At 63.7% G+C, this 21854-nt stretch carries 17 protein-coding genes; 7 read left to right on the top strand and 10 right to left on the bottom strand.

Annotated features, from left to right (window positions below; all coding sequences use genetic code 11):
* Positions 1-2 precede the first annotated feature (2 nt).
* On the top strand, positions 3-761 hold the full coding sequence (locus tag XB14_RS20660) for a sulfite exporter TauE/SafE family protein (RefSeq protein ID WP_077963462.1): 759 nt from the start codon (positions 3-5) through the stop codon (positions 759-761).
* Positions 762-873: 112 nt separating this feature from the next.
* Here XB14_RS20660 and XB14_RS20655 read toward each other — a convergent pair whose 3' ends face one another.
* The gene (locus XB14_RS20655; RefSeq protein ID WP_077963461.1) at positions 874-1356 is read right to left on the bottom strand and encodes a methyltransferase family protein; all 483 of its coding nucleotides are present in this window, start codon (positions 1354-1356) and stop codon (positions 874-876) included.
* Between the two features lie 157 nt (positions 1357-1513).
* On the opposite strand from XB14_RS20655, the gene XB14_RS20650 reads away from it, so the two are divergent.
* Positions 1514-1939, top strand: coding sequence for an OsmC family protein (locus XB14_RS20650; RefSeq protein WP_077963460.1), 426 nt, complete (start codon positions 1514-1516; stop codon positions 1937-1939).
* A 44-nt stretch (positions 1940-1983) separates the two neighbouring features.
* On the opposite strand, the gene XB14_RS20645 is transcribed toward XB14_RS20650, so the two are convergent.
* From XB14_RS20645 to XB14_RS20615, 7 genes are all read right to left on the bottom strand, one after another.
* Complete coding sequence (locus XB14_RS20645) at positions 1984-2364, bottom strand: VOC family protein (protein ID WP_077963459.1); 381 nt, start codon at positions 2362-2364, stop codon at positions 1984-1986.
* A 117-nt stretch (positions 2365-2481) separates the two neighbouring features.
* Positions 2482-3453 carry an aldo/keto reductase gene (locus XB14_RS20640; protein ID WP_077963458.1) on the bottom strand — a complete coding sequence of 324 codons (972 nt, stop codon included), beginning with the start codon at positions 3451-3453 and terminating at the stop codon, positions 2482-2484.
* Positions 3454-3565: 112 nt separating this feature from the next.
* On the bottom strand, positions 3566-3976 hold the full coding sequence (locus XB14_RS20635) for a hypothetical protein (protein WP_077963457.1): 411 nt from the start codon (positions 3974-3976) through the stop codon (positions 3566-3568).
* Positions 3977-4493: 517 nt separating this feature from the next.
* Entirely contained in the window at positions 4494-5834 is a 1341-nt protein-coding gene (locus XB14_RS20630; protein ID WP_077963456.1) for an HlyD family type I secretion periplasmic adaptor subunit, read from the bottom strand.
* A 6-nt stretch (positions 5835-5840) separates the two neighbouring features.
* The gene (locus tag XB14_RS20625; protein WP_077963455.1) at positions 5841-8315 is read right to left on the bottom strand and encodes a type I secretion system permease/ATPase; all 2475 of its coding nucleotides are present in this window, start codon (positions 8313-8315) and stop codon (positions 5841-5843) included.
* A gap of 21 nt (positions 8316-8336) precedes the next feature.
* Positions 8337-10373 (bottom strand): type I secretion protein, encoded by a 2037-nt coding sequence (locus tag XB14_RS20620; protein WP_234804091.1) that lies wholly within the window; start codon positions 10371-10373, stop codon positions 8337-8339.
* Positions 10374-10503: 130 nt separating this feature from the next.
* A complete protein-coding gene (locus XB14_RS20615) occupies positions 10504-12252 on the bottom strand; it encodes a hypothetical protein (RefSeq protein WP_077963454.1) in 1749 nt (582 codons plus the stop codon).
* A 530-nt stretch (positions 12253-12782) separates the two neighbouring features.
* On the opposite strand from XB14_RS20615, the gene XB14_RS20610 reads away from it, so the two are divergent.
* The 4 genes from XB14_RS20610 (at position 12783) to XB14_RS20595 (ending at position 18937) form a co-directional block, all read left to right on the top strand.
* On the top strand, positions 12783-13265 hold the full coding sequence (locus tag XB14_RS20610) for a hypothetical protein (RefSeq protein ID WP_077963453.1): 483 nt from the start codon (positions 12783-12785) through the stop codon (positions 13263-13265).
* Positions 13266-13426: 161 nt separating this feature from the next.
* Positions 13427-14398 carry a DUF817 domain-containing protein gene (locus XB14_RS20605; protein ID WP_077963452.1) on the top strand — a complete coding sequence of 324 codons (972 nt, stop codon included), beginning with the start codon at positions 13427-13429 and terminating at the stop codon, positions 14396-14398.
* 100 nt (positions 14399-14498) lie between these two features.
* Complete coding sequence (locus tag XB14_RS20600; protein ID WP_077963451.1) at positions 14499-17549, top strand: AsmA family protein; 3051 nt, start codon at positions 14499-14501, stop codon at positions 17547-17549.
* A 122-nt stretch (positions 17550-17671) separates the two neighbouring features.
* Positions 17672-18937, top strand: coding sequence for an alkyl sulfatase dimerization domain-containing protein (locus XB14_RS20595; protein ID WP_077963450.1), 1266 nt, complete (start codon positions 17672-17674; stop codon positions 18935-18937).
* Positions 18938-19062: 125 nt separating this feature from the next.
* Here the strand turns inward: XB14_RS20595 and XB14_RS20590 are convergent, their stop codons facing one another.
* Positions 19063-19632: a methylated-DNA--[protein]-cysteine S-methyltransferase gene (locus XB14_RS20590; protein ID WP_077963522.1), complete on the bottom strand. Its 570-nt coding sequence runs from the start codon at positions 19630-19632 to the stop codon at positions 19063-19065.
* A 201-nt stretch (positions 19633-19833) separates the two neighbouring features.
* Between XB14_RS20590 and XB14_RS20585 the strand changes: the two genes are divergently transcribed.
* Positions 19834-21108 (top strand): GGDEF domain-containing protein, encoded by a 1275-nt coding sequence (locus tag XB14_RS20585; protein ID WP_179119628.1) that lies wholly within the window; start codon positions 19834-19836, stop codon positions 21106-21108.
* Positions 21109-21142: 34 nt separating this feature from the next.
* Here XB14_RS20585 and XB14_RS20580 read toward each other — a convergent pair whose 3' ends face one another.
* The gene (locus XB14_RS20580) at positions 21143-21787 is read right to left on the bottom strand and encodes a LysE family translocator (RefSeq protein ID WP_077963448.1); all 645 of its coding nucleotides are present in this window, start codon (positions 21785-21787) and stop codon (positions 21143-21145) included.
* Between the last annotated feature and the right edge of the window lie 67 nt (positions 21788-21854).

Below are 21854 nucleotides of genomic sequence, written 5' to 3'. Positions count from 1 at the left end.
CCATGGAACTGACCCTTGCGACAATTCTGGTCGCCTTTGCCGGCGTGTTTCTCATCAGCTTCATGCGCGGCGCATTTGGCGGTGGCTTCGCCATCATCGGCATTCCGCTGCTGTCGATCGTGATGGATCCGGTTGCAGCCGGCGGTCTGCTTGCGCCGCTGTTCATCGCCATGGACCTCGTTGCATTGCGCTACTGGAAGCCGTCGACCTGGTCGAGGCCGGACCTGATGCTGCTCGTTCCCGGGTTGGTGATCGGTATCGGCATTGGATACTTCGTGTTCCGTGTCCTGGACCATCGGGCGATCGCAATCCTGATGGCAGCGATCACGCTTGCCTTTGTCGGTCTCTGGCTCATCCGGGGCGCCGAGGTGACGCCGCATCCGCGTTCGAGACCAAAGGCCGTTGCCGCCGGCTTCACCTCGGGCATCACCACCATGGTGGCCCATTCGGGCGGGCCGCCGCTGGCGATGTATCTGCTGCCGCTCGGCCTCAGCAAGGAAATCTATGCGGGTACCACGAGCCTGTTCTTTACCGTCGGCAACGCGACCAAGCTGGTACCCTGGCTCATCCTTTCGCAGCCATCGAGCGGAACGTGGACGTTGATGGCGCTTTGCCTTCTCACCATTCCGGTCGGCGTGTGGTCGGGCTGGCGGCTCCATGGGGTGCTGGACCAGCGCCAGCTCTACCTTGCCTGTTACGGACTGCTGGTCGTGACCGCGTTGAAGTTGCTGTGGGACGGCGTTTCCGGTTACGTCGTCTGAGCCTTGGATCTGGAGCGCCGTGCGTTCACACGAACGCACAAAGGACGCTCTAGCACTTTGATTCTAGAGCATCTTTCCGCCCGTAAGTGATTCCACTTGAAGGCAGGATGCTCTAGAGCCAGCGCCTGACGCGTGCCTTGTAGTCCCGATAGACGTCGCCGAACTTGCGCTCGAGGTAGGCCTCCTCGCGCGCCACCACGCCATGGCGGATGACAAGGTAGAACGGCACCAGCAGGATCAGCAGCCACAGGCTGTCAAAGACGATCGAAAAGCCGATCAGGCCGAGAAGCATGCCCATATAGATCGGATTGCGGGTGAAACGGTAGGGACCGGCCTCGACGATCATCGACGTCGGTCGATGGATCTGGATCTCGGTTCCCGCGCGGCCGAAGGTCATCGCCGCCCAGATCAAAAGCGCGAGACCGGCGAGAAAGACGATGCCGCCGATGAGGGCGCCCGGCACCATTTCGGGCACGAACGGCAACGGGTAGAGCCGGTCAAGCACAAGGCCGCCGCCGACCGACAGAATCCAAGCGATCGGCGGATGAACCACCGCGCCGGAACTATCGGGCGCATTTCCCGTCGTCTCGTTCATGCCAACACCTTCGCTTCGTTCCCGCACAAATGGCGCGGCTTGCCATCTTAGCGAAAGCGGACCATTTGCGAAAACGTTTCAAGGCGGTATGTGAACTGGAGGTCACCGGCTCCGCTTGGGTCGATGAGGCTGCCATGGCTACAACAGGACGAGACACATGAAAGCACGCGTCAAATGGGTGGAAGACCGGACCTTTGTCGGAGAGTCCGGCAGCGGCCACAAAGTCGTATTGGGAACCGCCTTCGGAGAAGATGGGCGCACCCCGGGACCGAGCCCGATGGAACTGGTGCTGATCGGCACGGGCGGCTGCTCGGCCTATGACGTCGTGCACATCCTGGAGAAGGGCCGCGAGCCGGTCGAAGACTGCGTCGTCGAACTCGACGCGGTCCGCGCTGAGACGGAACCGCGCGTCTTCACCCGCATCCACATGCACTTCATCGTCAAGGGTCGCGGGCTTGCGGTCAACAAGGTCGAGCGCGCCGTCTCGCTCTCGATCGAAAAGTACTGCTCGGCCTCGGCCATGCTCGCCAAGACCGCGACGATCACGCACGATTTCGAGGTCGTCGATACCAGCGCCGGCTGAGGTCGATCCGATCGACATCAGCAAACGTATCCAGCGCGCGGGCGTTACCGGCGCGCTGGCTGAAACAGTTCGACGACGTTGCCGGAAGGGTCGACCAAGAGGATCTGCGCCCCTCCGGGTCCGCTGACGATGTCATTGCGAAAACGAACGCCGGCGCGGCGCAGCCGCTCCACCTCCGCGTTCAGGTCATCGACGATGAGATGGATGCGGTTCCAGCCCCCGGGACCGGGCTTCTCGCCGTCCGGCATCGCCCTGCCCGCCGAGCTCGTCGGCCCGCTGAGCAGCAGCCGCAGCGCTCCGCGCTGGACGTCGGCGAACGCGGGCGCGTGGCTCGACAGAACCGAAAAGCCGAGATGGGCGGTGTACCAGGCGACCGCGGCCTCCACATCGTCGACCATGTAGCGAACGTTGACCGTTTCAGTCATTGCCTTTCCTCCGCAGCGAACATTGTTGCGAACAGAAACCGGCGCATGGGCACAAGCTTGTTGCCGGTCGATCTCGCCCAGCGACGCCCTCGTCCTCAAGGAGGATGTCGCCGATCTTCAATCTCGATAGAAATTGCGCCGCCAGCCATGAGCGCTCAGCTTCGCGCGCTGGGCGTCCGGAAGACCCTGTCCGTCGCCGATGGCGCAGTTGCGCTCGACGTTGCGCACCGAGCGCATGCCCGGGATCACCGTCGAGACGGCCGGATGGCTGAGCACGAAGCGCAGGGCGGTCTCGGCCAGGGCGTCGGGCTTGATTTCCAGATCCTCGACGATCTTCTGCGCCCGCTCCTCGACCTCGCGCTTGCGTTCGCCGCGGAAATAGGTTTCGCGGAAATCGCCCTCGGGGAAGACGGTGTCGGCGCGGATCTGGCCAGTGAGGCCGCCTTCGTCCAGCGCCACGCGGACGATGACGCCGACATTGTGCTTCAGACATGCCGGCAGCAGCTTTTCCTCCGGCGCCTGCTCGAAGATGTTATAGATCACCTGCACGCTGTCGACGACGCCGGTCTCGATCAATCTCAGCGCATTGTCCGGTTCGTAGTCGTTTATCGAAACGCCGAAGAAGCGGATCTTGCCGTCGCGCTTCAGCCGCTCGACCGCTTCCAGCCAGTCGCCTCGGCCAACCCACTCATCCGACCAGACGTGGAACTGCTGCACGTCGATCGTCTCGACACCGAGATTGCGCAGGCTCGTCTCGGTGCAGGCGATCACGTGGTCGGCCGGAAAGGTGTGCTCGGCCGGAGTGCCGGCATGCGCGGGCCATTGCAGGTTCTTCGGCGGGATCTTGGTGGCGACGTGGATCGTCTCCGACCGTTCGCGCAGCAAGGCGCCGATCAGCTTCTCGCTATGGCCCTGACCGTAGCCGAGCGCGGTGTCGATGAAATTGAGGCCGAGATCGACGGCGCGGTTGAGAGCGCGCGCGGACTCGTCGTCGCTTGCACCCTGCCAATGGCTCTTGCCGATGCCCCAAGCACCGTAGCCGATTTCGGAAATGCGCAGGCCCGTGCGGCCGAAGGTTCTGTAGTGCATCGTGATCTCGCTGGCTTTGGAGGAGACGGGACGTCGCCGGTTATCTAGGCTTCCGTCTTCGGTCGTCAATCGGGAATATTCCCCGCCCGCAGACGGCCTTCCGGCCGTCGACCTATGCGAGGAACCAGAAGAAAACGGCCGACAGGAAGATGAAGGCGAGCACGAGCCCCATGAACTGCCGCATGGCCTCGCTGGTATTGTCACCGAGCAGGGCCACCCAGATGGGGCCGCCGCTGCAGTCTTGGTCGCGGAGGTCCTCGATGGAGGCCAACGCTTCGCGGCCGGCCGGCCGGCGGCTGTAGTCGTGCGGCGGCGGTTGCCGGTTGCGATCAGCGGCAGGAGCGGCCGAAAGGTCGGGTGCGACCAGGCCGCCGTCACCTGCATCGACGACCTGCGCCCGCCCGGCCTCCATTGCGGGCCGGTCGCGCGCCGCATCATCCTGCCGGAGACGCCCGGCGCCATGGTGGAACGCCCAGCGCAATGCTTTCGGCGACGGATCGGATTTCGAGCGACGGATAGACATCACGCACCTCCCGCAGCCTTAACCACCTGTCGGGCGCTTTGGTTCCGTGCGCAGGCACGCATTGTTGGCGCGCATTGATCGCGTGGCGGCACGTGATGCGGCGCTTCTGGGAAGAAGAGAAATTGCCGAAAACAAAAGAGCCCGCCGCGGGAGGAGCGGCAGGCTCTCTAAAAATCGATCAGCAGCCTGGGAGGAGGAGTGGCGCTGATCTCGTGAACGATCCATGGGAGGAGGAGATCGTTCACCGCATCGAAGCTCTGCGGGAGGAGATGCATTGCTTCGATGGAGTGAATATACAGCGATCCTGCCCAAATCGTAGGCGGAATTTGTGCAAGCCAGCTATGCGCTATGCGCGCAGCGCAACGCCGGAGGCGCCCGCCCCGACCGCGTTAAAGGGATCGGGCCGCGGGCCGTACCAGGGATATGCGGGGCGGCTTCAGACCAGATACGGCTGGGCATGGACCGACCTTGCGTATCCACGCTTCCACGCCACCTTCGCCGCTATCGGTCGAGACGATCAGTTTTCCATGAAGGCGCGCGCCATGCTGTCGCGGATCGGCTTGGTGAGGTAGTCGAAGAAGGTCCTTTCCGCCGTCTGGATCAGGATTTCCGCCGGCATGCCGGGGGTCACGACGAAATTGTGAACCCTTGCAAGCTCGCTTGCCGGCAGGCTGACGCGCGCCAGGTAGACCTCGCGCGTGCCCTCCTGCGTCTGCACCGGCAGGGCGTCCGCCGAGACGTAGAAGACCTGCCCGTTGAGGACCGGCGTCGTGCGCTGGTTGAGCGCTGTCAGCCGCACCGTCGCCTTCTCGCCGACCCGGATATTGTCCACGTCGGTGCGCAGCACCTGCGCCTCGATGATGAGCGGCACGTCGGCCGGCAGGATTTCCATGATCGGCTTGCCGCTCTCGATGACGCCGCCGGACGTATGGAAATGCATCCTGATGACGGTGCCGGTGACCGGCGCGTTGATCGTCGCGCGGCGGAGCACATTGGTGGCGCCGCGCAATTGTTCACGCACCGTGTCGAGTTCGGCCTCGGCCTTCTGCAATTCGTCGAGCGCTGCCTCCTGGTAACTCTGTTCGGTCTGGTTGACCTGCTGCTGCTGCTTGAGGATCTGGGCGCCGGTCTCCGAGACTTCGGACATCAGACGGCCGATCTGCCCCTCGGCGTCGGCGATCGCGCGCTGGATGGTCTTGATTTCCGTCTTGCGGATCAGGTCCTTGGCCAAAAGCGTCTTCTTGCCGATATATTCCTCCTCGAGCAGGACCCGTTGCTCGCGCACCGATTTCAGCTGCTCCTGAAAACCTTGCGAGCGGAACTCCAGGCTCTCGATGTTCCGCTTCAACAGCCCGATATCGCTGTCGAGCTTGCTCCTCCAGGTCTGGAAGTTGAGCTCCTGGCTCTGCACGATCGGGACAATCTCAGGATCTTTCTTGACGTGCTCCGTAAGCGTCGCCGGCAGCACGATCTGCTTCAACCCATGGGCCTGCGCGGTCAGCCGGGCGACGATCGCCTCCAGTCGCGCCCAGCGTAGAAAATACTGCCTCTCATTCGCTTGCGCTGCCGTCTCGTCCAACCGCACCAGCGGCTGATCCACGGTTACGTGGTCGCCCTCACTCACCAGGATTTCCTTGATGATCCCGCCTTCGAAGTGCTGGATCACCTTGTTCTGCCCGGTTGCGACAAAGCTGCCCTGGGCGATGATGGCTGCCGCCAGAGGCGCGGTGAAGGCCCAAAGTCCAAAGCCGCCGAAGGTCACGACGATCAGCACCAGTCCGATCATCGTATGTTGCCAGATCGAACGCGGAACCTCCGCGTACCATGTCAGATCCTGCACTTTTGCCATGTCGCTCATGATCGCCTACGGAAGCTGGGGTTGGTCGAGCGGGTTGCCTTCGGTGTTGACCCCGCGTGCGGCAAGCGCCTTGAGGACGTCCTGACGTTGACCGAACAGGGCGACCGTGCCGTTGACGAGCAGCAGGACCTTGTCGACGCTGTTCAAGAGCGTGGGCCGCTGGGTGATGGTGACGACCGTGATCTTCTCGCGCTTGGCATGGGTCAGCGCCCGTGTCAGCGCCGCCTCGCCGGCGGTATCCAGGTTGGAATTGGGCTCGTCGAGCACGACCATGCGCGGATTGCCGAAGAAGGCGCGGGCGAGTGCAACGCGCTGCTTCTGGCCGCCCGACAGGGGGGAGCCGTCGGCGGCCACCACGGTCTCGTATCCGTGCGGCAACATGGCGATCATGTCGTGAACGTCAGCAAGCTTGGCGGCGGCATAGATATCAGCGTCGGTGGCATCCTCGCGCATGCGGGCGATGTTGGCCTTGATCGTGCCCGGGAAGAGCTGCACGTCCTGCGGCAGGTAGCCGATGCTTTCACCGAACTGCCGCTGGTCCCAGTTTCTCAAATCCATGAGATCAAGCCGGACGTTGCCCGACGTTGGCAGGATGGAGCCGACGAGCATCTTGCCGAGCGTCGTCTTGCCGGCGCCGGAACTGCCGATCACGGCAAGCGAATCGCCGGGCTCGAGCGCAAAGGTGATGCCGTTGAGCACCACGCGCTTGGTGCCCTGCGGAACGAAGAGCAACCGCTCGACATCGAGGCGCCCTTCGGGACGCGGCAGCTTCAACCGCTCGAAATTGAGGGGTGAGGCCTTGAGCAGCGCGGAAATGCGCCCGTAGGCAGCACGCGACTGGATGACCTGGCTCCACCCCTCGATCGCTCCCTCGATGGGCCCAAGCGCACGGCCGGCGATGATGGAGGCCGCAATCACCATGCCGCCGGTGAGCGCGCCGTTGAGGGCGAGATGGGCACCCCAGCCGAGCATTATCACCTGAGTGAGAAGGCGCACCGCCTTGGACAGCGACGCAAAGGCGATGTTGCGGTCCTGCGCCATCACCTGGGCCTTGAGCGAACCGGCCATGTCCTTGCCCCAGATGTGCACGGCTTCCGGGATCATCGCCAGTGCGTTGATGATCTGGGAATTGCGCGACATCGAATCGAGGTGAAGGTTGGCCTTGGTCTGGTAGTTGGTCGCTTCGCCAAACGCCGCAGCCGTCGCTTTCTGGTTCAACAGCGTCACGATGAGAAGAAGAACGGCTGAGGTGACGACGATCATGCCGAGATGCGGGTGGATGAGGAAGACCGCCACCAGAAAGAGCGGTGCAATCGGCGCATCGAGAAACGAAAGCAGCGTGCCCGATACGAGGAAGGAGCGAAGCTGCTGCAGATCGCCAAGCGTCTGATACTCGCGCCCGTTGCTATGCAGGGCGGCTCTCGCTGCCGCGCTCAGGATCGGCGCGCCGAGCTGTGCTGCCACCTCCACTGCGGTGCGCATCAGGATCATGCGGCGAATGGCATCGAAAACCGTCTGCAGCAGCACCGCGCCGACGATGATCACCGTCAGCATCACCAGCGTGTCGACCGAGCGGCTGGTCAGCACCCGGTCCGAGATCTGGAACAGATAGACGGGTATCGACAGCACAAGGACGTTGGTAACGATTGTAAACACCATGACGATCATCAGGTTCTGCCGGATCGCCTTGAGACCAGCGCTGAGGCTGGACGAAAAATCGACGGGGCCAAGGCGCTTGTGGAAGACGCCGCCTCCACCGCCTCCACCGCCGCCCTTGCCGTCGGACGATCCGCCACCCTTGTCGGGCGACCGCGGCTCGGCCTTGATCGGCCCTCGGTCGGCGTCGATCACCACCATACCCGACGGCGAATATCTCTCCTTCATCTCCGCCGTCGGCCAGGCAACCGGTTTTCCGACCGGCTTTTCGATGCACGGTTCCGGCCTTGGCTCCTCCTGCAACGAGCGGCGCTCCGCCGCCGCCTCGCCGCGCGGAGCGGTCCGGACCTCGACCCTCGCCACGGGCTCGGTCTTTGGAGGCCACGGCCGCGACGCGACGTTGACCGTCTCAGCGGCAGCCGCCGGTGGCGTCCCCGTCTCTGCGCTCGACGCCTGCGCGATCCCGATCGGTGCGGCCGGCGCAGCAGCGCGCGCCGGTGCGAAGCCGGGCGTCGGGCCGGCGGTCTGTACCGGCCTTGCGGCAACGCCCGATCCGGGAAGAGGCGAAACGGGTGAAGTGCCCCAGTTGCCATCCTCGCCGGCGCCGTTTGCCGCCACTCTTCTTATTTGGTCCGCCACCCCGTCGATCTCCTTAACAGCACGGTCCAGAATGTGTTCCTGATGATTGAGCCTGCGCAGGAACTGCCGCCGAATGGCGTCCGCGGCGGACGTTTCCGACCGTGTTCCGGTTTCCTCCGCGCGCGAAGAGGCATCGCCGCCGGTTTCGGCGGACGCTGGCCGAGACGGAATGCTGCGGTCGGTCATGGGTATCCTCCCGCGTTCCAATCAGGCGATCATGCTGTGCATGGGATCGACGCTGGCCGTGTCGATTGTGTGCATTCCCTGGTTCGGGGAAATCTGGTCCTGCTGCTGACCAGTGTCCGGCGTGAGCATGTCGTCGCCGAGGAAGATCACGGCTTCGCTGACCAGCGCGTCCGGGTCCTGGCCCCCGAGATAGGGATCGTTCTTGACCAGCTCCGCCTGGATGAGCACCTCATCCGAATAGGCTCCGCCGCCGGCATAGATCGTCTTGCCGGTATCGACATCGACGATCCCCGCATAGTTCAAAAGGGCGTTCGAGCCGGTCGATATGGTCCAATCCACGTCAGGGTTGGCCGCAAGCGCATTCATCGCCAGCGTCACCTGGTCGCTGTCGCCCAGGATGTTCGTCTGCTGGATGTAATTGAGGCCGATGAGATCGCCGGAAATGTAGAGCACGCGCAGGCCATGCAGCCCGGCAAAGGCGGGATCATGCAGAAGGTCTCCGCCCGAAGGCTTCCTGCCTTCCGAAAGATCCTGCAGCGCCGACAGATAACCTTCCGACATCGGATTGACCGGACCTGCACTGCCGGCTTCGACGATGCCCGCATAATTCCACAGCAGGTTTCCGCCGGTCGAGACCGACCCAGCGCCGCTGGTGTGAAAGCCGCCGACGGCACCGATGAGATCGTTGTCGAGCAGAATGTTCGTCTGCTGGATGATGTTGGCGTCGAAAACGCTGCCGCCGACAAAGATCAGGTCAAAGCGGTATCCGAGCTCCAGCAGCGATACCTCGTTGGCGGCCGTGTTGTCGCCCGCGACGATCGAAAGCTTCGAGCCCGAAGCGGACAGGATCGCCGTGTCCTGATCCGACATGAAGGCAAACTGCTGCAACCAGTTGACCATCATCAGGTCGCCCTTGACCTCGGTGATGGCCCAGGCCTTGGGGAAGTCTCCGGTTTCGGTAGGCGCCATCTGCGTCGGCTCGACATGCTTGAACATGGCGATGTTGAACGCCTGGGTGGCATGCTGCTCGATATTGTCGGCGCTCAGCGCGGAACTGACGAGGTCGCTGTCATAGTAGGTGTTGATCTGCACGATCGCGTTGAGTTCGACGTGGTCGCCGGCCACCGCCAGCACTTCGGCCTGCAGCCAGTTGCTGGTAATCACGACGGAGTTGACCAGCGTATTGCTGCCGGTCTCCAGCTCGACCGAAGTGTCGATCGAGACGGCGCCCTCGCCATAGGCGACGCCGCCTTCGACTTCGACCGCTCCGTTCGACAGCTCGGGCTCGTCCGGCGTATCGGCGGCCTCGTCCGGGTCTGGCAGGTGATCCTTGAGAACGGGTGCTTGCTCAACGATCACGCCGTTCACATAGATGCCTTCGAGCGTGTCGGCCTTGGCCGAAAAATGGCTGACGGACAGCCCCTCTGCCTCCGCTTCGCCGCCGGTGGAGAATGCATCAAGCCTCTCGGCCGTGCCGACGACGAGGCTGGCGATCGCGTCACTGGAGCCGGCGACATCCGTCTCGCCCAAGAGCGAAATCTTCTGCGTCGCGTCGATGAGCTCGGCCATCGTGGCACTATTGTCGATCTGCAGGCCGGATTTCAGGCCATGCCCGCCGACGCTGACGAAATCATTGTCCGAAAGCTCGGCGATCTGGTTGCTGTAGAGCGCGACCGAACCCGGCGGGTTGATGTGCGGCTCGATCACCTGCGTCGCCGATCTCGCCGATGGGCCCTGCAGGAAGACTTCCGAGCTGACGCGGCCAAGGGAGCCGCCAAAAATCGGATATTCGGGGAAGGACACGCCGGCATAGCCGTCGGGGATCGGCATGAAGATGTCCGGTCCGACCGGCTTGTACGGAATGTCGGGGTTGAAGTCGTCGAGATCGTAAGGTGCGTGCACCTTGACCGGCGCAGAAACGAGCTCCTTCGGATCCTTGTGGACTTCGCGATCCGGGTCGAACTTCTCGTGGATTTCACGCAGACGCGCCTCTTCGGTCGAGAGTTCGAAGAGACCGATGAAATGGGCAATGGCCTCGGTGATCTTTGCGGAATACAAGGTCAGGCCCTCCTCTTGTAGTCGGCAGTTCCCGCCGGCTTGGCGGGTCATGCCTGACTGCGCGAGAGGCTTCCCGCGCAGTCATTTTCGTGTCGAGTCCGCGAGATGCGGGTCGACGCCCCCTTACCGATCAGGTGTTGTCGTCGTCGCCGACGGCAGTGGTCGTGTAATCACCACCGACGACCGTCATGTCGATCGTGTTGCCCTGCAGGTTCGCGCCGAGCACGATCTGCTGGTTGAAGGCGTTGGTGTCGATGACTGCGTCTGCCGAGGCCGAGGAGAGCCCTTCGACGAAGCTATCGTCACCATTGTACGAGCCCCACATGCCGGCGCTGCCACCCGCGCCGCCATCGCCGTTGGTCGCAAAGCCACCGCTGCCACCGGCACCGCCGGCACCACCGACTGAGTGGCCACCATAGGCATCGCCACCGTCGCCACCGGCTGCCCACGAACCCGTGAGCGCGAGGCCGCCGAGGCCGTGACCGCCGGTCGCTGCACCACCGGTACCGTCACCACCGGTCGAGGAACCCGTGGAGCCGCCGCTGGCAAAGGCATCGCCACCGCCGCCGCCGGCACCGCCGACGCCCGCGCCGGCACCGAAGCCCGCACCCGCGCCAAGGCCAGCACCCAAGGCACCGCCGCCGTCGCCGGCATCGCCGGCATCGCCGCCGTCAGCACTGCCGGTATCGCCGACCGCGACGCTGTTGCCACCGTTGCTGTCGCCACCGTCACCACCGAGGTTCAGGATCGGCAGGATGAAGCCGCCGGCATCGCCGCCGTCACCTGCATCCGAGGATCCTGCGGGGCCGCTCGTGACGTCGCCGCTCGTGCCACCGTTGCCGGCACCGTTGCTGCCACCGTCACCACCGGCTGCCGCGCCGACGCCGAGGCCGACACCGAGACCGAGGCCGACGCCGAGACCGGCACCACCAGCACCACCGGCACCGGCTGTCGCTGCACCGCCATTCGCGTCACCGCTGGAGCTGCCGCCGCCGACGCCAACGCTCGCTGCAATGCCGCCAAGGCCGGCGCCGCCGGTCGCATCGGCATTGTTGTCTGCGTCGCCGCCATCGCCGTCGCCAGCGCCTGCGAAGCCACCGACGCTATGGCCGCCATCGCCGCCGTCACCACCGTTGGCATAGGCCTTGCTTCCGCCCTCGCCGCCGTCTGCTCCGGCTCTGATGCCGTCGCCCGATTCAGCGTCGCCGGCATTGGCGTTGCCGTTCTGGTTGAGCGTACCGCTGTTGTTGATGTCCGAGGCGCTGTCGTCATCCGACATGATGGCGTTCTGGCTGAACACGTTGGCAACGTTGCTGTCGCCGTTCATCGAGCCGTTCAGGATGTCCTTGAAGCTCGTGTTCGCCATGCCGTGGATCGAGGAGTTGTCGATATCGGCGAAATCGTCATCGGACGGCTTGTAGCCGCTCAGATCGAGATCGACGTCCACATCGACATCGACGGTGGTGCTGCTGTCCACATCGACATCGGTGCTGTTTTCATTGAGGTTGGCATTCAGGTTGGCGTTGCCGTTGCCGTTCAGGTTGGCATTGCCGTTACCATTCAGATTGGCGTTACCATTGGCATTGCCGTTGGCATTGCCGTTACCGTTCAGGTTGCCGTTGCCGTTGCCGTTCAGGTTGCCGTTGCCGTTCAGGTTGCCATTGTAGGACTCGCTGAGTTGCGACTGGTCCTGGCCCTGACCCTGGCCTTGATCCTGTCCCTGGCCTTGTCCCTGGCCCTGTCCTTGCCCCTGCCCCTGAAGCTGGGCCTGCAGCTCCGCCTGCAACTGCCCTTGACCCTGGCCTTGTCCCTGACCCTGGTCCTGATCTTGAGACTGGCTGTCATCCCATGGCCACAGAATATTCTTGTCCTTACTCATAACAATCACCTCGAGTTGAGGCCGCGACAGCCGAGCCGCATTCTTCTCATACGCGGATTTGGGCCATGCGCGGGCTACATGTTGGACTTGTTGAACTCAGTAAAGGTGTTTTCCTCCGGGCGCCTAGTCGCCCCCACGTCGATATCTTTGATCGCTTTTTTTGCCTCTCCCCTTACTTGGTCGAGAGGACCGGAACAGGTTCCCAACTGGGCTTTTCCATTCGATGCAGTGCTTGCCCATAGGGGGCCTGAGTGCGTCCTGCTCGCCGGTTGCAGAGAGACTCTGTCTAAAACCGACACACATTGTAAGTTGTCAGTTCGGGTTAACCTTCGCGGGCTAGCGATGGGACGCGGAAATGTTCACCCGTGGGCTAGGCTAAATATGGCCGTCAACCCACGGCCGGCCACGAGCCGGAGAGGGCCGATCGCCGCATTTCCGGGCCCGCAAGACGTCAACAGAACAAATTTACTCGACGCAGGAATGGGATATTCTAGCGCATGTCCAATTGACTGAAAGCGTTGGCAGGGGCCATGGCAAAATTTCATGAGATCCTACTTTTAATCGGACAACTCAACTACACGTGGACCAATACGGAGAGCTTGCTCATCTACCTCATCGCCGGCCTCGCCCGGGTCGACAAGGAAACCGCGATCGTCATCTTCCTCACGCTGAACACGACGCGAGCCCGTATCGAACTCGTCGAGAGGCTGACCAAGATGGGCAAGACGCCGGCCGCCCAGCGGCAGGAAATTCTCGCGATTACCCAACAGCTTGGCCGGCAGGCGAAGCTTCGCAACAAGTACAGCCACTGCATCTATTCCTTCGACGAAACCGGCGATCAGGCCAGCACGCAGCTGATGGCGATTTTCGACAGCAAGGACACGATCAAGTACGGCAAGATCGAGCAGATCAACGATGCGGAGATCGCGCGGATCAACGAGGTCATCGAGCAATTGCAGGAGGTCAACCGAGAGATCTGGGGGATCGTCGACCGCTACGCCTTCCCGCGATGATCGACCGCCATGAGCGCTGACGACGGCCTGCCGCGGTCCCGCCGTCTTCGGGCGGTGACCGATGAGAGGCCGCGCACGCGCGCACGGCCCGGTTTTGCCCATCCATAATTCAACCGCATTGTCACGCCATCGCACAGCGAGGCGACACGGAGACGATGCGGATGGTTCGGGAGCCCGAGGAACGGCGATTCACTAGCCTCGAGGCGCGCATCGACGCCGCAGCACATGGCGTGCTCGACCGGCTTCCTGCGAGCGGTCTCTTCGGCAGCCTGACCGAGTTTCTGGTCTTCGGCATCAAGCAGGCCTTCGCCTGCCTCTTCGGCGGCGCGATGCTGGCCCTCATGCTGGCCACGAAATTGTACTGGCCCGAAGGCGCTGGCCTTGCCCGCTACGACTTCCTGTTCCTGAGCGCCATCGCCATCCAGATTTCGCTGCTCGTCTTCAAGCTCGAGACCATCGCAGAAGCCAAGGTCATTCTGATCTTCCACGTCGTCGGCACGCTGATGGAAATCTTCAAGACCTCCGTCGGCTCATGGATCTACCCGGAGCCGAGCCTCTTCCGCATCGGCGGCGTGCCGCTGTTCTCGGGCTTCATGTATGCCGCCGTCGGCTCCTATCTGGCGCGCGTGACCCGCATTCTCGACATGCGCTACAGCGGCTACCCGCCGCTCGCTGCGACCTTGCTGCTGGCCCTTGCCATCTACGTCAACTTCTTCAGCCACCACTACATCATCGACCTGCGCTACGTCCTGTTCGGGTTGACGGCGATCCTCTTCCTGCGCACCACGGTACACTATCGCGTCTTCCGGTTTCGCCACCGCATGCCGCTGCTCGTCGGCTTTCTGCTCGTGGCCCTCTTCATCTGGTTTGCGGAAAACATCGGCACCTGGTCGCGGGCCTGGATCTATCCCTCGCAGCACCACGGCTGGACGCCGGTGTCCGTGCAGAAGCTCGGCGCCTGGTACCTGCTGATGATCCTGTCGTTCGTGCTGGTCACGCTCGTGCATCGCCCACGTGCATTTGTCGTGCCATCTTCACCGGCGCGAACCGCTCCACCACTCCCCACGATCGAGACCATCGCTCCCGGGATTGGCGATGGCGGCGCGGCCGCAAAGGGTGTCGCCGGCCGATAGCGCCTCCATCCGGCGAGGAAAGCGGATCGCGCCAAGAGTTGCAAAACAGCGCGCCGTGGAAAACGATACCGAATCAGTCGCTTTCGCAACGAGGGGAAACATGCGGCGTTTCTTTCTTTGCCTGCTGGCGCTCGGCGTCCTCGCTGTCGTTTCAGTCATGATCCTGCCCAGCTTCGTTTCGAGCGACTGGATGCGCGCCGAGCTCGGGCGACAACTCTCGAACACGACCGGCAGTTCGATCGCGCTCAACGGCCCGGTCAGGCTTTCCGTCGTCCCGCATCTGGCCGTTGTCGCCGAAAACGTCTCGCTCGATGCCGACGGCATGACCGCCGAGATCGGCGAAGTCGCCGGCTCCGTGACGCTCTCCTCGCTCTGGTCGGAGCGCCTGCACGTCAGGGAAGTAAGGCTCGTACGCCCTGTCGTGGCGCTGCGGCCGAAGGCCGAGGCCGCACCGACCGCGCGAGACGAAGGAGCCGAGGCGGGAGGGGCCACCACGGGCGAAGCGCGCGATCCACTCGCCGCCCTTATCGCTTTCCTCGAAAAAAGCGCGATCGACAAGATCTCGATCAGCGAGGGAACGCTGAGGCAGGAGGACGCCGGCGGTTCGGCCGACGTCGTCAACGATCTCGACCTTACGCTCGCCGTTCCGGATATCGACGGCGAGCTGTCGCTTTCGGCTGGCGCCGGTGTCGACGGCCGGCGATATGAGATGACGCTGGGCGTTTCGCCCTTGCGTCCGCTGCTCGAGCACAAGCCCGCCGAACTCAGCCTCTCGCTGGAGGCCGAGCCTGCGCTTGCGGCAGGGCTCACCGAACTGACCGCCAGCGGCCAGGTGGCGCTGAATGCCAATGGCGGCTACCAGATCCGCGGCGGCAAGCTCACGGTCGGAGACGAAACGCTCGGGCTCGACGCACTGTTCGTACCGGGCAGCCGCCCGCGATTTCTCGCCGACCTCAACGCCGACCGGCTGGATCTGAGCGCGTTTCTCGAAGGCGGCGAGACCGCCGCATCGTCGCAGCCGACGGAACCGACGGGCCGGACGGAAAAGGCCAAGACGGCAACGGGCCTGCAGGCACTCGCCGGTTTCGATGCCGATATCAGCGTCAATATCGCGGCTCTTGCCGTCGGCGACATCTCCGCCTCCGACGTCGCGCTGACGGCAACGCTCAAGGACGGGCAGCTGACCGGCCGGCTTGAACATCTCGGCATCGACGCCGGCAGCGTTGCCGCCGATCTTACAGCCGACATCAGCGCCAACGAGCCGATTTTTAAGGGCCGCGTCGTCAGCAACGGCCTTGATGTTTCCAAACTCGCGGCTCTGGCCGGCCAATCGGTGCCGCTGTCGGGAACCGTGACGATGGACACGGGCTTCGCGTTTCGCGGACTGAGCGCAAGCTCTGTGCGCAAGACGATCAACGTGACCGGCGGCGCAAGCCTGCGCGACGCGACCATCGTCATTCCCGGCATCACCGATCCGGCCATGGCCGAGGTGAAGGCAAAGAAACTCGCCCTCAAGATCGACGGCCTGGCCAAGCCGATGCGTCTTGCGGGCGGCCTTGTGTGGCGCGGCAAGCCCGCCGACATCGATCTCACGCTGCCGGTCCGCGACCTGCTGATGGACGCCAACGCCCGCGCGGGCGACATCCCGCTGAAACTCGACCTGCGTACGAAGGAAGCGACCCTTGCGCTGGATGGCAGGGCGGCGCTTGCGGGCAGCTATGCAGGCAAAGTGAACTTCGCGGCCGCAGACCTGCGGGCGCTTCTTGCCTGGATCGGTCAGGCCGACGCGGGCGGCATCGCGCAATTCGCCTTCAATGGCGACGTGCAGGCAAGCGCTGCCGGCGTCGCGTTCCAGAAGGCCACGCTCTCGGTCAACGGGGTCGAGGGAAGCGGCAACGGCGCGGTCGAACTCGGGACACCGCTCAAAATTTCGAGCGCGCTCCATTTCCAGGAGTTGGATCTCGCGCGGCTGGCCGGCGCTCCGTCGGCCGCACCGCAGGCGAAGGCCAAGGGCAAATCAAGCGGAAGCCCTGCCCCGGATGCGCCGCTGGATCTGTCCGCGCTTCGCTCCATCGATGCCTCCATCAAGGTCGATGCCGAGAAGCTCGGTTACGGTCGTGTCGTCGCCGGGCCGGCCGCAACCACCCTGAAGATCTCCGAGGGGGTTGCAAACCTCGACATTCCCGAAAGCCCCTTCTATGGCGGCCAGGTGGCGGCGAGCCTGACCGCCGACGGATCCGGCACGGAGCCGTCGATCGCCGTGAGGGCCTCGATATCGGGCGCCTCCGCCGCGCCGCTGCTCATCGACCTTGCGAACTTCAAGCACCTCGAAGGCGCGTTGCAGACGACCTTCGACATTGCAGGCGCCGGCGGCACGACCGGCACGCTCAAGCGATCGCTCAAGGGCACGGCTGAGGTCCGTTTCTCCGACGGCGCAATTCGCGGGATCGACGTGGCCGACGTCTACAACAATCTCGTCGGCCTGATGTCCTCAGGCTTCAAGCAGAACGACGACAAGGCGACCGGCTTCACCGAACTCGGGGCGTCCTTTGCCATCGACAACGGCGTTGCGCGCACGGACGACATCAAGCTCGTCGGTCCGCTCGTGCGGATGAGCGGCAAGGGTGAGGCAAACCTGCCGGAGGATCAGCTGAACTTCCGCCTCGATCCGCGCGTGGTCGCATCCCTGCAGGGCCAGGGCGCCGACATCGCGACCGAAGGCATCGGCGTGCCTGTTGTCATCGAGGGGTCATTTGCCGCGCCGCGCATCTATCCCGACCTCTCGGGCCTCTTGAAGAACCCCGATGCGGCGCTTGCGACCTTGAAGAAGCTCGGATTGCCGACGGGCAAGCTGGGGCTCGACGAGCTTCTGTCCGGGGAAGGCAAGGGAGGAAAAATCCGCGACATCCTCGGCGGCGCCATCGGCAAGCAGCCGAAGGATGAAGGCAGCGAACTCTCCATCGAGCAGATCATCGGCGGCGGCACCGAGCCCGACGCGGCACCGCCCGTCGATGGGCAAGTTCCGCCCGACACCGCGGTGGAACAGCCAGCGCCGGAAACACCGCAGCCGGATCAGCAACCCGCCGCCGAGGCCGAGCAGCCGGCGCAGGAAACCGGCACCTTGGGAAAGCTGTTCAAGCTTCTTCAATGAGCGAACGTCTCCAATGACGGAGCCCAAATCCGAAGGCGTGCCCGCGCGACCATACGCACCGGCTTCCAATCACGGCCGGCAATGCTAAAGGTGACGGCGATTGCTTCGAGGATGGAGAGCCCATGAGACAGGATCCGTTGTTCGAGCGGCTGTGGGACGGCACGGCTCAGATGGAAGAATGGACCGCTGCGGTCTCGCATGGCGCCATCACGCACGTCGCCGACGATATCATCACCGTCCACACGACCTATTTCTGCGGCAGCGTGACGGCGATCCGCACGCGTGAAGGCCTGGTCCTGATCGACACCGCGAAGCCGGAAACGGCAAAGCAGACCCTCGCCGTCATACGCTCCTGGGATGACAGCCCCATCCACACCGTCATCTTCACGCATGGTCATATCGACCATACGAGCGGGATCACCGATATCGACCGGGAAGCGGATGCGCGCGGACTTGCGCGCCCGCAGATCGTCGCCCACCGCAACGTCACGCGGCGGATGGAGCGGTACGAGGCTTCGCATGGCTACAACAGCATCGCGCAGAGCCAGCAGTTCAACAAACCGGGCTACATTTACCCGATCGGTCAGCGTCGACCGGACGTGGTTTATGACGATACCCTCTCGCTCTCGGTGGGCGGCGAGAGGATCGAACTCTTTCACGGCAGAGGCGAAACCGACGATGCTACCTTCGTCTGGCTGCCGGAACGGCGCGTCCTTGCGAGTGGCGATTTCGTCATCTGGGTATTTCCGAATGCCGGCAATCCGCGCAAGGTGCAGCGTTATGCTGCGGATTGGGCGACGGCACTTCGGCGGATGGAAGCGCTCGCTCCGGCGGTCCTCATTCCCGGTCATGGTCCGGTCGTCTTTGGTGAAGAACGGGTTGCCGAGATGCTGCGCCACGGGGCAGAGGCGCTCGAACATTTCGTGCGTGAAACGCTCGCACTCATCAACAGGGGCGCCACCCTCGACGAGGTTCTGCATGCGGTGAAGGTGCCGGACGGATATCTGGCAAAGCCCTATCTGGCGGCCAAGTACGACGACCCGGAATTCCTTGTGCGCGGCATCTACCACTTCTACGCCGGCTGGTTCGATGGCGACGCCGCCCATCTCAAGCCGCCGAGGACTGCCGATCTCGCATCGGAGCTGGCCGCCCTTGCCGGCGGCGCCGAAAGGCTCGCGAAACGGGCCGCCCATCTGTCGGAGGCTGGTAATTTCCGCCTCGCGGTGCAACTCGTGGAATTTGCGAGCGCGGCCGCACCTGACGACCGGGCCATTCAGGCAACCCGCGCAGCGGTCCTGCGAAAGAGCATCGAGAACGAGACGTCGCTGATGGGCAAGGCTTTCCTCGCGGTCTACGAACGCGAGGCCGAGCAACGGTCCAAAGGCTAATGCATGTCGCGCAAAAGTGTGCAGCGATCTTGCGGCAACGACATGCATAAAAACAAGAGCTTGAAGCCTGGCGTGTGACCCCTTTTTCACGCGACAGACTTTAGGCGTCCCGCGCTGGAACCGCCTCAGAAGCCGAAAGACTGCTGTGCGGGCTTGGCCTGTTGTTCTTCCAGATGGACGCCTTCCAGTTCGAGCATGCGCGTCTTGGTTGTCGAACCGCCCGGCGCTGAAAACCCGCCGATCTTGCCGCCGGCGGCCAGCACCCGGTGGCAGGGGATGATCAGCGATACCGGGTTCTTCGCCATGGCCTGGCCAACATCGCGTGCTGCTTCCGGCCCGACGCCCAGTTCCTTGGCGAGCGCGCCATAGGTCGTGGTCTGGCCCCAGCGCAGCGCCCGCGCGGCCGCATAGATGCGCAGGAAAAATTCATCCTGGCCCTGCAGATCCACCGCGAAGCCGGAAAAATCGACCTCCGTGCCCTCGAAGTAACGCCGCACGGCTTCCACCGCCGCCCGGATTTCGGGCGTCGGCTCCGACGCTTCGCCGGAAGGCAGGCGCCGCAGCAACAGCCGCTCGGTTGACTGCGATGTACTGGTCGGCAGCTGAAAGCGCGTGATGCCGACATCGTTCCAGGCGATGCCGCAGAATCCGGCTGCGGTCTCAAAGATGAAATAACGATGCATCGCCTGACCCATCGGCCTCGCCTCCGCTTGTGCGTCTGCTCCCAAAATCGTGCAGGGCGCATCCGAATTCAACCCGTTTCCTGCCGTTTTCCCGCCGGGGCAACCGCCGTTTTGGCACAGATCGTCCGATGCTGGGCACGGCCTCTGGAGCCGTCATTTGCGAAAGCTTTACGCTTGTGGGGCATGGTTTCGCGCGAACATCAGGAGACGACGGTGGACATCCTGCATACCCCGACGATCATGCTCAGTTCGTTCGCGACATTGGTGATCTTCGCCGCTTTCTTCGGTCTTGCCTGGCGGCAGGAGCGCAAAAGCCTTGAGCTGCTTCTGTGGTCCTTAGCCTTTACCATCAGCGCGGTCGGCTTCGTGCTGTTGACGCTGCGCGGCGACGGCTACAACTTCATGACCATCTCGCTTGGCAACGCGCTCGCTGTGCTGGGGCTCGCGATGATCTGGCTCGGCTTGCGCGCCTTTGACAATCAGCCGCTCAAGATCGCCGCTGCGCTCTTCGGCCCGGCCTTATGGATCCTCGTCACCTATTTTTCAGACTATGTTCGCGAGAGCGTCACCAGCCGGATCGTACTCTACTCGGTCCTGATCTTCGCCTATTCGGCATTGATCGCGCTCGAGATCTTCCGCTCGGAGAATTTCCGCAAGCTTCCCAGCTCCTACATCGTCGCCTTCGTGTTCGCCACCCACGGCCTGCTCTACCTCGCCCGCATTCCGCTGGTCCTGCTTTGGCCGCTCGCCGGCAATACGGCCGCCGGAACGTCGCAGCCGCTCTGGTATCAGCTGCTGACCTTCGAGCTGTTTTTTCACAGTCTTGCCGGGGGATTCGCCTTCTTCGCGCTGGTCAAGGAGCGAACCCAGCAACGCTACAAGCTCGCCTCGGAAACCGACGCGTTGACGGGCGTGCCGAACCACCGCTCGTTCCTTGCGCAGATGGAGGCCCATCTCGCCACGCAGCCGGCCAAGGGGGCGCTGCTCTATCTCGACATCGATCACTTCAAGGCGATCAACGATCGCTACGGGCACACGGTGGGTGACCAGGTGCTCGTCGAATTTGCGCAGATCGTCTCGAAGGCCGTCCCCCGCAATGCCACGATCGCGCGCATGGGCGGGGAGGAATTCGCGGTCTGCCTTCCACAGGCGGACCGCCCGGATGCAATCGCCATTGCAGACAGCATTCGCACCGCGTTCGAAGCGCGCCGGCTGAGCACGCCCAAGGGTGTGCTGTCGGCGACGGTCAGCATCGGGATAGCCCTTGCCGACCGGCATGGGGATGTGCATGCGATCATTCCCGCCGCCGATGCCGCGCTCTATGCAGCAAAGGCCGCCGGTAGAAACAGCGTCTGGTCGGAAGATCAGTCGGGCGTGCCGCTGTTTGTCGCGGGCCCTTCGACGGCGCCCGACGAAACCGCGACGACGCTTCTGTCGCTAAGCCCATCTAGAAGTGGCACGCCGGCACGACGGCCGGCCGGTTCCTGATCCTTCCCGCATCCCGAAGGCGAACGACCGGCCATCATCCGTTGGCGCGTTTCACCAGCGCGAGCGAAGCGGCCGAGACCAGCAGGCCCCCGCCGCAGCCTCTTTCCATCCAGCGCCGCATCGACGAGGCGGCAAACTGCGTCGTCTTGAAGCCGACAAGGGCGTAACCGAACATGACGGCGAACTCGACGACGGTGAACACGGCCGTGAGGGCCAGGAACTGCGGCAGTTGCGACGTGGCCGGGTTGATGAACTGCGGCAGCAATGCGGAGAAGAACAGGTAGGCCTTCGGGTTGGTAATGGCCACGATCATGCTGTGACGGCAGATCGCGAGCGCGGATTCCGTGCGAATGAGGTCGGCATTCTCAGAACCCTGTCCGTCCGCTCTTTTCGCTTCGCCGGGGCGAAGCATCCGGTAGCCGAGCCAGGCGAGATAGCCGGCGCCCGCATATTTGACGACCGAGAACCAGAATTCCGAAGCGGCGAGGATGGCACCGAGGCCGGCTGCGACGGCAGCGATCAGGAAGAAGTCGGAAAGCAGAACGCCGATCATCCCGGCGACCGCCTTCTTCATGCCGAAGCGAGAGCCGTTGGCCATCGCCAGGATCACGTCCGGGCCGGGCGTGACGACAGCGATGAAGGTGACGGCCGCAAAGGCGGCCATGGTGGCGATGTCCATGAACGAGCTCCTCCCGTAAGCGGCCCATATTTGGCCAATCAGGGCGCACGTGTAAAGCGCCGCCCCC

The organism is Ensifer adhaerens (assembly GCF_002007205.1).
Classification (GTDB): Bacteria; Pseudomonadota; Alphaproteobacteria; order Rhizobiales; family Rhizobiaceae; genus Ensifer; species Ensifer adhaerens_D.
This window is presented reverse-complemented; position numbering and strand designations above follow the sequence as displayed.

Excerpts from the sequence above, each read along its gene's own strand:
- XB14_RS20660 (WP_077963462.1), top strand. The coding sequence starts at position 3 with ATGGAACTGACCCTTGCGACAATTCTGGTCGCCTTTGCCGGCGTGTTT.
- XB14_RS20655 (WP_077963461.1), bottom strand. The coding sequence starts at position 1,356 with ATGAACGAGACGACGGGAAATGCGCCCGATAGTTCCGGCGCGGTGGTT.
- XB14_RS20650 (WP_077963460.1), top strand. The coding sequence starts at position 1,514 with ATGAAAGCACGCGTCAAATGGGTGGAAGACCGGACCTTTGTCGGAGAG.
- XB14_RS20645 (WP_077963459.1), bottom strand. The coding sequence starts at position 2,364 with ATGACTGAAACGGTCAACGTTCGCTACATGGTCGACGATGTGGAGGCC.
- XB14_RS20640 (WP_077963458.1), bottom strand. The coding sequence starts at position 3,453 with ATGCACTACAGAACCTTCGGCCGCACGGGCCTGCGCATTTCCGAAATC.
- XB14_RS20635 (WP_077963457.1), bottom strand. The coding sequence starts at position 3,976 with ATGTCTATCCGTCGCTCGAAATCCGATCCGTCGCCGAAAGCATTGCGC.
- XB14_RS20630 (WP_077963456.1), bottom strand. The coding sequence starts at position 5,834 with ATGAGCGACATGGCAAAAGTGCAGGATCTGACATGGTACGCGGAGGTT.
- XB14_RS20625 (WP_077963455.1), bottom strand. The coding sequence starts at position 8,315 with ATGACCGACCGCAGCATTCCGTCTCGGCCAGCGTCCGCCGAAACCGGC.
- XB14_RS20615 (WP_077963454.1), bottom strand. The coding sequence starts at position 12,252 with ATGAGTAAGGACAAGAATATTCTGTGGCCATGGGATGACAGCCAGTCT.
- XB14_RS20610 (WP_077963453.1), top strand. The coding sequence starts at position 12,783 with ATGGCAAAATTTCATGAGATCCTACTTTTAATCGGACAACTCAACTAC.
- XB14_RS20605 (WP_077963452.1), top strand. The coding sequence starts at position 13,427 with ATGGTTCGGGAGCCCGAGGAACGGCGATTCACTAGCCTCGAGGCGCGC.
- XB14_RS20600 (WP_077963451.1), top strand. The coding sequence starts at position 14,499 with ATGCGGCGTTTCTTTCTTTGCCTGCTGGCGCTCGGCGTCCTCGCTGTC.
- XB14_RS20595 (WP_077963450.1), top strand. The coding sequence starts at position 17,672 with ATGAGACAGGATCCGTTGTTCGAGCGGCTGTGGGACGGCACGGCTCAG.
- XB14_RS20590 (WP_077963522.1), bottom strand. The coding sequence starts at position 19,632 with ATGGGTCAGGCGATGCATCGTTATTTCATCTTTGAGACCGCAGCCGGA.
- XB14_RS20580 (WP_077963448.1), bottom strand. The coding sequence starts at position 21,787 with ATGGACATCGCCACCATGGCCGCCTTTGCGGCCGTCACCTTCATCGCT.